The organism is Vibrio sp. Vb1337 (genome assembly GCF_033338715.1).
In the GTDB taxonomy this organism is placed as follows: domain Bacteria; phylum Pseudomonadota; class Gammaproteobacteria; order Enterobacterales; family Vibrionaceae; genus Vibrio; species Vibrio alginolyticus.
Genome location: NZ_JAWOTD010000012.1, coordinates 86,079 through 97,952, shown reverse-complemented (window position 1 = coordinate 97,952; position 11,874 = coordinate 86,079). Strand labels below are relative to the sequence as shown.

Sequence of the window (11,874 nt, the reverse complement as noted above, 5' to 3'; positions counted from 1 at the left end):
AGGGAAAAACAAACGGAATATCGAAATGAATTTGCATGAATACCAAGCCAAACAGCTGTTTGCAGAATTCGGTTTGCCTGTGCCAGAAGGCTACGCGTGTGATACACCACAAGAAGCTTTTGAAGCCGCAGGCCGTATCAGTACAGCCAAGAAAGTAGTTAAATGTCAGGTTCACGCTGGTGGCCGTGGTAAAGCGGGTGGCGTAGAGCTACACGATACAAAAGAAGGCGTTAAAGAGTTTGCACAGAAGTGGTTAGGTAAAAACCTAGTAACTTACCAAACAGACGCAAATGGTCAGCCAGTAACAAAAATCCTTGTTGAAGAAGCTTCAAATATTGCGAACGAACTATACCTAGGTGCGGTAGTTGACCGTGCTAGCCGTAAGATCGTTTTCATGGCTTCTACCGAAGGTGGTGTGGAAATTGAAAAAGTTGCGGAAGAAACGCCGGAACTCATCCACAAAGCAGCAATTGACCCACTAGTAGGTCCACAAGCTTACCAAGGTCGTGAGCTAGCGTTCAAACTTGGTCTTGAAGGCGACCAAATCAAACAATTCGTTAAGATCTTTATGGGTCTTGGCACTATGTTTTCTCAGTACGATCTTGCTCTGCTAGAGATCAACCCACTTGTGATTACTGGTGAAGGCAACTTGCTATGTCTTGACGGTAAGATCAACATCGACTCAAACGCACTGTACCGTCAGCCTAAGCTTCGTGAAATGCACGATCCTTCACAAGAAGATGAGCGTGAAGCACACGCAGCTCAGTGGGAGCTGAACTACGTAGCACTAGACGGTAACGTTGGCTGTATGGTTAACGGTGCAGGCCTAGCAATGGGTACGATGGATATCGTAAACCTACACGGCGGCAAACCAGCTAACTTCTTAGATGTAGGTGGCGGCGCGACGAAAGAGCGTGTTGCTGAAGCATTCAAGATCATCCTATCTGATGACAATGTGAAAGCGGTACTTGTTAACATCTTCGGTGGTATTGTACGTTGTGACATGATCGCAGAAGGTATTATCGGCGCGGTTAAAGAGGTAGGCGTAAGCGTACCTGTTGTTGTTCGTCTTGAAGGCACTAACGCTGACCTAGGTCGCGAAGTTCTTGCTAATTCTGATGTTGATATCATTGCTGCTGAGTCGCTAACTGATGCTGCTCAGAAAGTTGTTGCTGCTGCGGAGGCTAAATAATGTCTGTATTAATTAACAAAGACACTAAAGTAATCTGTCAGGGGTTCACTGGTGGTCAAGGTACTTTCCACTCAGAGCAAGCTATCGCATACGGTACGCAAATGGTTGGCGGTGTGTCTCCAGGTAAAGGTGGCCAAACTCACCTAGGTCTTCCTGTATTCAACACAGTTCGTGAAGCAGTAGAAGCGACTGGTGCAACAGCGACAGTCATCTACGTACCAGCACCTTTCTGTAAAGATGCAATCCTAGAAGCGATTGACGCGGGTATCGAGCTAATCGTGACTATCACGGAAGGTATCCCTACAACAGATATGATCGACGTGAAAGTGAAGCTAGAAGAAACTGGCGTTCGCATGATCGGTCCTAACTGTCCGGGTGTTATCACTCCTGATGAGTGTAAGATCGGTATCATGCCTGGTCACATCCACAAGAAAGGTAAAGTAGGTATTGTATCTCGCAGCGGTACCCTAACCTACGAAGCAGTTAAGCAAACAACTGACGAAGGTTTCGGCCAGTCAACTTGTGTTGGTATCGGTGGTGACCCAATCCCAGGTTCAAACTTCATTGATATCCTAAAACTGTTCCAAGAAGACCCTGAAACTGAAGCGATCGTAATGATCGGTGAAATCGGTGGCACAGCGGAAGAAGAAGCGGCAGCATACATTAAAGAAAATGTAACGAAGCCAGTGGTTTCTTACATTGCTGGTGTAACTGCACCTCCTGGTAAGCGTATGGGCCATGCTGGTGCGATTATCTCTGGTGGTAAAGGTACTGCTGAAGACAAATTTGCTGCACTAGAAGCGGCTGGCGTTAAAACTGTGAAATCTCTAGCAGAGATTGGCCAAGGTCTACGTGAAGTGACGGGTTGGTAATCGACCACACTGCTTAATAAGTATTAAAAAGCCTGCGATTTCGCAGGCTTTTCTTTTTCCGTTTCAGTGGATTTATGTTTGTTGTTAGCAAGGCCTTTCGCGTTTAATGCTCAATGCGATTATGCTTTGCTTTTAATCAGCTGGCTCAGCATAAATAAGGATGTTGCGCTGATCACTACAGAAGGGCCGGCCGGTGTATCGAAGTGCCATGATAGGCTAAGCCCCATCAGTACTGCCACTGAGCCAATAATGGATGCGAACAATGCCATTTGCTCTGGTGATGAAGAGACTTTACGTGCTGTTGCGGCTGGGATAATTAGGAGTGAAGTCATGATCAACGCGCCAACGAACTTCATACCTACTGCGATTACTACACCCACCATTAGCATTAACACCAATCTAACTAAGTCTGTATTCACGCCCTCAACAGCGGCAAGTTCTTCACTGACAGTGCTAGAAAGCAGTGGGCGCCAGAAGACGTACAAACACGCACTTACCGCAACAACACCTGCGTAAATAAACATCAGATCTTGTGGAGAGACGGCAAGTAAGTCCCCAAATAGGTAGCTCATTAAATCGACGCGCACGTTTTCCAAAAAGCTAACCGATACTAAACCGATAGAGAGTGCACTGTGTGCCAAGATACCTAACAACGTGTCTGTAGCCACAAGTTGTTGCTTTTGCAGAGTGACAAGCAAAACGGCCAGAGCTAAACAGCAGACGAGTAGCGCAAGGTAGAGATTTACGTTGAGCAAGAAGCCCAGCGCTAGGCCCATTAACGATGCATGAGCTAGGGTATCTCCGAAGTAAGCCATTTTACGCCAAACGACAAATGACCCAAGTGGACCGGCAATGATCGCGATACCAATACCAGCAAGAATAGAAGGTAGGAGAAACTCAATCATGATGGTGATGTCCGTGTTTATGGTGGGAGCATGATGTCGCATCACCGCTTACTGGCGTTCCGGATAAATCGTGATGATGGTGCTCATGGTCGTGATGATAAAACGCGAGAGACTCTCTCGCTGCATTGCCAAATAGTGCGATGTAAGAAGGGTGCTGAGTAATAGTGGCAGGTGAACCTGAGCAGCAAACATGGTGATGCAGACAAATAACATCGTCCGTTTTCGCCATCACTAAATGTAAGTCATGCGATACCATAAATACGCCACAATCAAAGCGGTGACGAATGCTCTCAATTAAGTCATAGAGATCGATTTGACCTTGGATATCCACTCCCTGAGCTGGTTCGTCTAATACCAACAGCTGAGGACGCTGAAGCAGAGCGCGCGCCAGTAACACTCGTTGGTTTTCACCACCGGATAAGCGATGCATATTACTATTAAGTAAATGTTCAGCGCCAACAAGCCTTAATGCATCAATGCACTCCTGCTTACTGTATTTTCCTGCTAAATTTAGAAAGCGGGTTACATTCAATGGAAGGGAGTCATTGAGCTTCAACTTTTGAGGAACGTAACCAATTTTCAGTTTTCTTTGTCGGTTCAACTTGCCGCTAGTCGGCTTTTGAAGACCTAAGATAACTTTGACTAACGTTGATTTTCCCGCTCCATTGGGACCAATTAGGGTAGTTATTTTGCCCTTTTCTAATTCCATACTAATGTTATCGAGAACTCTGCGGCCATCGAACTCGACGCATAACTGCTCAAGATGGACTAAGGAAGACATGAATGAAACTCATTTGCAAATCAATAATGTTATAATGTAACATTATCTCACTTTCCACGCCATATCCCAAGTAAAACTATGAAAAGAGCATTAATTCTTGCTGCCTCAGCCATGTTAACACTGCCAGCACAGGCAGTAACGGTACTGACGAGTATCAAACCTATTCAGTTGTTAGTAACAGAGCTTACTCAAGGAGTAACTTCACCAGACGTGCTATTGCAGTCTAACACATCACCCCATGACTATGCTTTGCGTCCATCGGATGTAAAAAAGGTCGCTTCGGCTGATTTGGTTATCTGGTACGGACATGATCTTGAACCGTTTCTAGAGAAAGTTGTTTCGGATAGATCGAATACTTTGACTATTAGTCAAATTCCAAATCTAGAATTGCGTGAATTTGATAGTGAGCACAACCATGACCATGATGGGCACGATCATGGCTCACATGATCCGCACTTTTGGCTAGGTGTAAGCCAAGCACAACAAGTGGCCAAGGCTGTTGTGAATCAACTTGTATCACTTGATCCGGAAAATGCAGCTCAATATCAAGCGAACCTCAAAAAGTTTGAACTCGAGCTAAAAGACACTGACCAACAGATAAAGCAGAAGCTGGCACCAGTAAAAAACAAAGGTTACTTTGTATTCCATGATGCTTACGGTTATTTCGAAGATCGTTATGAACTAAATCAAATGGGGCATTTTACTGTGAGCCCAGAACGCAAGCCAGGAGCGAAGACCTTAATTCAAATTCGTCAAAAGCTAAGTGGTGGAGATGTGGCTTGTGTATTTTCTGAACCTCAGTTTACCCCGGCTGTCGTTCAGAGCGTAATGAGAGGCAGTGATGTCGCTAAAGGCGAGCTTGACCCGTTAGGGAGTACAATTGAAGCAAAACCTGGCAGTTACTTTACTTTTCTCAACAATATGGCGAATAGTTTTGAGCAATGCTTGAACAAAAAGTCAGATTAAGTGCTGTCGTAATGTAGGAGTAGTCTTTTTAACGTGATCCAGTAGTAAGAATTACAACCTTTGGTAAGGCGAGCCTTTTCTCAGAAAGTAATTGAGATATCATTACCAATAATTATCAGCTCAAAATAACCGTATCAATCCATGTTTTACAAACGATGAACGGTCACTTTCCGAGCACAAATTGATACAAAAGGTTTTCGTCTTGCTACGCCAATTAGCCCTTGCTCTGTTGGGCTTTGTCTTATCCTACCAAGCATTTGCGCTTCATAATGCAAATGCAATCTTTTACCCTTTGCCAACTCAGGCAAAGGGTACTTTTATCGCGGCTAAAAAGTTGTTCTTGGGTGAAAAGGGCGGTTTGTGGATTCATGACGTACACGGGAGAGTCCTGTTTTACGATGGTCAAACTATATTGCCTAAATCAGGTAGCTTCCTACAAACGTCGGCCAAGCAGTTGGCCTATCATAAAGGTGCTTTTTGGACCTTTATTGAAAATGAGGTCTATCGAACTTATCCAAATCAGGAGCGACGTTTAGTCTTTAGTTTAAATCCAGGCTCACAAATAAGAAAAATAGGGTCTTCAAAGAACTATATTTGGGTGAGTGATGGCGCGCATTTCTATACCTACAATATCGACACTAGCGAGTTAAACTCTTTCTCTCTATTGCAGCTCTATCAACATAGTAATAATAGCTACGTTTACATTAATGATGCGGTGCTAGTTGAAACGAAGTGGGCACTAGCAACGACTTCCGGCTTCTATCTTTCTGAAGGTGATAAGTTTGACCATGTCGCTGCCTCAGGTCAAAACTACATTGAGAAAGTCTATTATTCACACACGCGAAGAGAAATTTTGATAGGTACATTGCGTGGCGCTTTAATTTTCAACATTTACCAGCCTGATAAAGAAGTGATTAGAATTGGCGGCTCACATGTTTTGACATTCGCAGAGACAAATCAAGAGTATTGGGTGGGGACAGAGCATGGCCTTTATTTGTACTCATTTTTTTCAGGTGAGGTCACCGAAGTCGCGCCTGCAAGTTTTCTTGAGTTAGAGTTAGATAACACGAAGATTTATTCGTTGTTGAGTGACAATATGGGAGGGATGTGGATTGCGACTAACCAAGGTATTCGTTATTACTCGCTATTTAGTAAAAAATTTGAACGAGTGACCTTTAGTAGTTATGACTCACACACCCTATCAGGACGAATTCGGCAAACTATTGAAGGTCCTGATGGTGCGCTTTGGTTTGCTGATGACCGAAAGATTTATCGTTCAGGAAAGAGTGGGATTAACCAAGTCTTAGAGTTGGAGTCGCAGATCAATGAATTTGCGTTTCAAAACGGCATGCTTTGGCTTGCAACCTCAAAAGGGCTGGAAATATTTGAGCTAAATGGTCTCAACAAGATTACATTTCCTTATTTACAGGTTATGGCCGGACATGCCGTAGAGCATGTGACCGTTGATGGTGATGACCGTCTTTGGGTATCAAGCGGATACCATCTTTACAATGTTGATACTGCTGCACAAAGCGTACGAAACTTTGGAAGTGAGTGGCTAGTAAGTCAGTATTTGCCTGCTAAGGTTACGCGCCTATATGATACTGAAGATGCCCTATTAATAGGCACCGATCATGGCGTATACCAATACAGTAATGACAACATCCAGTTTATCCGTTTTTCAGAAAAGTTTGGTGAATCATTAGACATGACCACGGCGGTTGATGGCAGCCAGTGGTTTGCTTCATCTTATGGTGTGTTTAAAACTGATACACGAAGCGATGAAAAACGTGTTGTTGAAATGAGTGAGCCCAACGCCAGACCTGCTTGCTTGATCAGAGACAGGCAAGGTGTATGGTTAGCTTCCTCTGTCGGTTTAAGCTATTACCACCTTTCGGGTGAGTTAGTGAAACATTACTCATCGTCATCAGGCTTAATGAACAATGAGTTCCTCCCTGGTATTTGTAGCGTTATACAGCAGACAGAAATTGGTGAGCGAGAGCTTGTTCTGGGGTCGAAGTACGGACTCGTAAAAGCAGAAGCATCCAAGCTGCTTGTATCTAATCCCCCAGAGTCTAAGTTTATTGTTAGCCAAGTTGTGCTTGAAAATGAAGTTCTGCAAGTTGGTAGTGCCGATCTGAATGGGCTCACACTGCCATATGGATCTTCGCTGAGTTTTTTATTCGGTGTGATGCCAAAACCAGACAGTCAAAACTTGTACTATCGATTGAACAACGATGACCCATGGCAAACGTTAGAGGGGGGCCAACTGACACTCGAGCACCTTAGTTCCGGTGAATATCACTTGCAGGTCAGTAATGAGTCTCAAGTTGCCGCTGGAGTCGTTGGTTTAGAATCTCACTTTATCGTCCTTTATCCTTGGTATCTATCGCGATTTGCTGTTTTAGGCTTTGTCGTAGCTAGTATTGCGGTCGTTGCAGTACTCGTATTCTGGCGCTCGCGCTACGTTGTACAGGCTAACCGTGATCTAGCAGCTCAAGTGACCCTCAAAACGAATCAGTTAAGACATCAAAGTAGAGTGTTGCTTACGAGCAACCAGCAATTACGTAAACAGATTCAAGTTAGAAACCTACTCGTAGACCATGTAGCTCTATCCATAAAATCAAGCGTCGACTTTATTGTGGCGAAACTACCTATGCCTCTGGACACTGCGACAGAGGATCATTTGGCTAAAACGAATTGGCAGTTAAATGAACTCAAAAGCGTTCCAAGTGATGTAAGTGGTGGGAGTCAGAACTACAACTTGAGTCAGATAACTCAGTCAGTGGTTGATGTATGGCAAGATGACTTTGCAAAAGCGGGTATTTTGGTAGAGCTAGAAGATGAGAGTAAGCAGAGCCGGGTTGCTCTGGAAAGCTTTAATCTTGATGTTATTTTCAATAGCATTTTTGCCAATATCATCAAGCGCTCTTTCCGGGGTCAAACGGTTAGAATTATGCTAGAAAAGGGGCATGATATTGTGTCATTGAGCTTTCTTGATTACGGGACGCAATTACCTAATAAAGTCGCGACTGGGCTTCCATCTAACTTAAATCACTCTGAGTTGAGTATTGACCACCTTGCCCAACTAGTGACAACGAGTGGTGGTTATTTGGCTGTCTTCTCTTCTGATGCTCAAAACAAAGTCGAGATTACATGGCCATCTGCGAAGGAAAGTAGTTATCTGGATGAACCGCAGCAAGAACTCAATCCTGTAACTATTGCAGAAGATCAAGTCACACCAGAGAAAGAGTGGTTGCAAAAAGTCTATCAATTAGTGGCAGAGCATTACCATGATCCTGAATTTGGCACTGCGTCAGCCGCTAAAATGCTGTATATGTCTGAACGCTCTTTGCAGAGACGTTTTAAATCTGCCTCGTCAAGAACGTTAAAAGACTATGTCACAGAGGTTCGTTTAGAAACGGCGTGTGAACAGTTATTGGCGGGTGAGAAAATCAGTGAAGTCGCCTTTAACTGTGGCTTTAATGATCCATCTTACTTTAGCCAAAAGTTTAAGCTACATTTTGGTTTGCCCCCTTCCAAGTTTGCTTTGACTCAAGAAAGCCAAGAAATTAACTAGAAAACCTTCATTATAAGCTCCCTAGTTAATAGTTAAGATGCTGGGGAGCTGCATACAGTGCTCTATTATTGCTGCAGTTGCTAACGCAGTGAGTTTCATTGTTTCTTCATCACATCTAGCCTACAAATCCATTCTCAACACGTAAGCACGATCACGTTCTATCTGTTAGTCGCGATGTTCATAGCAATAAGCATAAATGGCTTCAAGAGAATGATTTACTAATAGTTGCAACAAATAAATGACAGTTGTATTGCTGTATCAAAAGAGCGTTGTTCATTTGGGTGAATGATGGTGTGCGACATTCGTGAAAACGAAAACTGTGTTGAAAAGATGAATAAGGTAAAGAAGTTTTGAAAGAGGTGAAAAAAAATATCGTGGTATAGCCGGGGGGACTATACCACGGGTGTCAAGGACACCTTCGCTTGCTGCCGGAGTGACATGTTGCCATGCCACCTCTGGAATTTATTAGAGAGGTTGCCCTCTCGATGGAGTAACTATACGAGAGGTTACTTATTTTTCTTATAAAAATAACGCCATGTTTATATGAGAAAAGCGACAACGTTTTGTTTTTTAATTAACCCACTGTTTTAATTTGCATTTTTTGTTTTCTATCTTGGTTTGTGACATTTTTGTTTCGTTAGGTGTCATTTTAAATTGTTAATTTTGACGTAAATAACGAGAGGAAATTTACGAAGTTAACGTTTGAAAGCGTGAAAACATTTACGGAATCTTTGATTTCACACAAGGATTGAAGGGGTATAGGGGAGTAATATTGGCAACCTAAACTTATTAAATAATAATATTTCTCATTAGCAATACTCTTAAGGGCCACTATGAAGTTATCAGAGATTAATCCTGGCGATACGGTGACGATTCGGTTGTTAGATGGTCTTTCATCAGATATCAGAAAGAAACTCATGGTAATGGGGCTGCTTCCCAATACAGAAGTCAAAGTGATTCGACGTGCGCCAATGGGCGATCCTTTACAAGTCGAAGTCCGTGGTGTGTCTGTCGCATTGCGAGAAACAATTGCTCAGAAAATTGAAGTGGAGCGAGTGTAATGCAATATCAAGTGCTAACCGTAGGTAACCCTAATAGTGGTAAAACGACGCTATTTAATGGTTTAACTGGCGCAAAACAGCAAGTTGGTAACTGGGCAGGCGTCACGGTTGAAAAGAAAACAGGACAATTCAAGCATGCTGGGGATGAGTTTTTGCTCACTGACCTTCCGGGTATTTACTCATTAGACAGTGGTAATGATAGTAATAGTATTGATGAATCCATCGCATCGCGTGCGGTTCTAACTCATCCTGCTGATCTCATTATTAACGTGGTGGATGCTACAAGTTTAGAGCGCAGCTTATATATGACGCTGCAACTTCGCGAACTTGGTCGCCCTATGATTGTTGTCCTCAACAAGATGGATGCGCTAAAGCGTGAACGTCAGATGATTAACGTTGCAGAGCTTGAGAAAACGTTAGGTTGTCCGGTTGTCAGTTTATCTGCAACCAATAAAACTCAAGTGGCAGAGTTTAAAGAAAAGCTTCATAAATCCATCGTTCAAGGAGTGCCACTTAAGGAATTGTCTTTGCATTACGGTGAGAAGATGGAGTCGGCAATTCAAACGGTTTCCGCACTTTTTAACGACCAAACCGTCGCTCATCGTGCACTAGCGATTCGTGCGCTTGAAAAAGACACAATGGTGCTCAATAGTCTTTCTGATATTGATAGAAGCAAAGTATTGGAAGTCATTACGACGTTAGATTTGGATATCGATTTGCATGTCGCGGATACTAAATACACACATCTTCATGAAGAGTGTAAGAAAGTACGTCGTAGCGAAGGCAAGCTAAGCCGCAGCGTGACTGAAAAACTAGACCAATTCATTTTGAACAAGTGGGTGGGCATCCCATTCTTCTTCGTTGTGATGTACCTAATGTTCATGTTCTCTATCAACATTGGTAGTGCATTCATCGACTTCTTTGATATCGGTGTCGGTGCTCTGTTGGTTGATGGTGGTCACTACTTGTTAGACGGTCATTTGCCTGTGTGGTTAGTGACGGTGCTTGCTGATGGTATTGGTGGTGGTATCCAAACGGTTGCAACCTTTATTCCAGTTATCGCGTGTTTGTACCTGTTCTTAGCGGTACTTGAAAGCTCAGGCTACATGGCTCGTGCCGCATTCGTACTAGATAAAGTGATGCAGAAGATTGGTTTACCAGGCAAAGCATTCGTACCGCTTGTTCTTGGTTTTGGCTGTAACGTACCGTCAATCATGGCAACCCGTACTCTAGATCAAGAGCGTGAGCGTAAACTAGCTGCATCTATGGCGCCATTTATGTCATGTGGTGCTCGTCTACCAGTATACGCACTATTCGCTGCGGCATTCTTCCCAGGTTCTGGTCAGAACATTGTATTCGCACTTTACCTACTTGGTATTGTGGCAGCGATCTTCACGGGCCTTTTCCTTAAGCACACGCTTTACCCAGGTAGCAGTGACAGCCTAGTAATGGAAATGCCTGACTATGAGCTTCCAACGTTACAAAACGTGGTGATCAAAACTTGGCAAAAGCTAAAGCGCTTCGTTCTTGGTGCAGGTAAAACCATCGTTATCGTTGTTGCTATTCTGAGTTTCTTCAACTCATTGGGGACTGATGGCAGTTTTGGTAACGAAGACAGCGAAAACTCTGTGCTTTCTAAAGCAGCGCAAGTTGTGACTCCAGTATTCTCACCAATCGGTGTTCAAGAAGACAACTGGCCAGCGACCGTAGGTATCATTACTGGTATCTTCGCAAAAGAGGCGGTAGTTGGTACGCTGAACAGTCTATACACTACGCCAAGCGACGGTGAAGACGCAGAATTTGATCTAATGGGCAGCCTAGAAGAGGCAGTAATGAGTATCCCTGAAAACCTAGCCGGTTTGAGCTACTCAGATCCACTAGGTATTGAAGTGGGTGACTTAACTGACTCAAATGCCGTTGCAGAAGAGCAAGAAGTCGATGCTTCTATCTTCGGTAACATCAAATCGCAGTTTGCTTCTGGTAATGCCGCATTTGCTTACCTAATCTTTATCCTACTGTACACACCTTGTGTGGCGGCGATGGGGGCTTACGTACGTGAGTTTGGTCATAAGTTCGCACGCTTTATCGCGGTTTGGACAATGGGCTTGGCTTACCTATGTGCGACGTTCTACAACCAATTGACGCATTTCGCAGATAGCCCAGTGACAAGTGGCATTTGGATGGCAGTGATCGTAGCTATCTTCTTTGGCACATACCGTGTGTTCAAACGAGTTGGTAAGAAACAAAACGGTGCATTAGAGGCGCAAGTAGCATGATTTTAAAAGAGCTTTATCAATACATTGCAGACAAAGGAACCGTTTCCCAGTCAGATCTGGCTAAGCAGTTTGGGATGAGTGAAGATGGTGCTGACGCGATGTTAAGTGTGTGGATTAAGAAGGGCAAAATTAGCCGCCTAGTTGACACCAATAAAGCTCATGACGTGACTCGAGTTCGCTACTCAGTGACTAAACAAGATGGTTTGTCTCTGACAGTCACCATGTAGCGACTATCAAAATT

General features: G+C 43.7%; 9 protein-coding genes. 7 read left to right on the top strand and 2 right to left on the bottom strand.

The window, feature by feature from the left end:
• The first annotated feature begins 25 nt into the window (after window positions 1-25).
• Entirely contained in the window at window positions 26-1,192 is a 1,167-nt protein-coding gene (gene sucC / locus R7E42_RS15060) for an ADP-forming succinate--CoA ligase subunit beta (RefSeq protein WP_005382179.1), read from the top strand.
• Window positions 1,192-2,064: a succinate--CoA ligase subunit alpha gene (sucD, locus tag R7E42_RS15055; RefSeq protein WP_005382181.1), complete on the top strand. Its 873-nt coding sequence runs from the start codon at window positions 1,192-1,194 to the stop codon at window positions 2,062-2,064. Before sucC ends, sucD begins: the two co-directional genes overlap by 1 nt.
• Window positions 2,065-2,183: 119 nt before the next feature.
• Here the strand turns inward: sucD and znuB are convergent, their stop codons facing one another.
• On the bottom strand, window positions 2,184-2,969 hold the full coding sequence (znuB, locus tag R7E42_RS15050) for a zinc ABC transporter permease subunit ZnuB (RefSeq protein ID WP_005382183.1): 786 nt from the start codon (window positions 2,967-2,969) through the stop codon (window positions 2,184-2,186).
• Complete coding sequence (gene znuC / locus R7E42_RS15045; RefSeq protein ID WP_005382185.1) at window positions 2,962-3,750, bottom strand: zinc ABC transporter ATP-binding protein ZnuC; 789 nt, start codon at window positions 3,748-3,750, stop codon at window positions 2,962-2,964. Before znuC ends, znuB begins: the two co-directional genes overlap by 8 nt.
• 78 nt (window positions 3,751-3,828) lie before the next feature.
• Here znuC and znuA point away from each other — a divergent pair, with 78 nt between their 5' ends.
• The 5 genes from znuA (at window position 3,829) to R7E42_RS15020 (ending at window position 11,860) form a co-directional block, all read left to right on the top strand.
• On the top strand, window positions 3,829-4,716 hold the full coding sequence (gene znuA / locus R7E42_RS15040) for a zinc ABC transporter substrate-binding protein ZnuA (protein WP_033906913.1): 888 nt from the start codon (window positions 3,829-3,831) through the stop codon (window positions 4,714-4,716).
• 202 nt (window positions 4,717-4,918) lie between these two features.
• Complete coding sequence (locus R7E42_RS15035; protein WP_213868291.1) at window positions 4,919-8,296, top strand: AraC family transcriptional regulator; 3,378 nt, start codon at window positions 4,919-4,921, stop codon at window positions 8,294-8,296.
• A gap of 833 nt (window positions 8,297-9,129) precedes the next feature.
• Entirely contained in the window at window positions 9,130-9,357 is a 228-nt protein-coding gene (locus R7E42_RS15030; RefSeq protein WP_005382190.1) for a FeoA family protein, read from the top strand.
• Entirely contained in the window at window positions 9,357-11,633 is a 2,277-nt protein-coding gene (feoB, locus tag R7E42_RS15025; protein ID WP_318072789.1) for a Fe(2+) transporter permease subunit FeoB, read from the top strand. Before R7E42_RS15030 ends, feoB begins: the two co-directional genes overlap by 1 nt.
• Complete coding sequence (locus R7E42_RS15020) at window positions 11,630-11,860, top strand: FeoC-like transcriptional regulator (protein WP_005426709.1); 231 nt, start codon at window positions 11,630-11,632, stop codon at window positions 11,858-11,860. The genes feoB and R7E42_RS15020 overlap by 4 nt, the downstream gene beginning before the upstream one ends.
• Window positions 11,861-11,874: the final 14 nt, after the last annotated feature.

Coding starts and splice junctions, on each gene's coding strand:
- sucC (WP_005382179.1), top strand. CDS start 26: ATGAATTTGCATGAATACCAAGCCAAACAGCTGTTTGCAGAATTCGGT.
- sucD (WP_005382181.1), top strand. CDS start 1,192: ATGTCTGTATTAATTAACAAAGACACTAAAGTAATCTGTCAGGGGTTC.
- znuB (WP_005382183.1), bottom strand. CDS start 2,969: ATGATTGAGTTTCTCCTACCTTCTATTCTTGCTGGTATTGGTATCGCG.
- znuC (WP_005382185.1), bottom strand. CDS start 3,750: ATGTCTTCCTTAGTCCATCTTGAGCAGTTATGCGTCGAGTTCGATGGC.
- znuA (WP_033906913.1), top strand. CDS start 3,829: ATGAAAAGAGCATTAATTCTTGCTGCCTCAGCCATGTTAACACTGCCA.
- R7E42_RS15030 (WP_005382190.1), top strand. CDS start 9,130: ATGAAGTTATCAGAGATTAATCCTGGCGATACGGTGACGATTCGGTTG.
- feoB (WP_318072789.1), top strand. CDS start 9,357: ATGCAATATCAAGTGCTAACCGTAGGTAACCCTAATAGTGGTAAAACG.
- R7E42_RS15020 (WP_005426709.1), top strand. CDS start 11,630: ATGATTTTAAAAGAGCTTTATCAATACATTGCAGACAAAGGAACCGTT.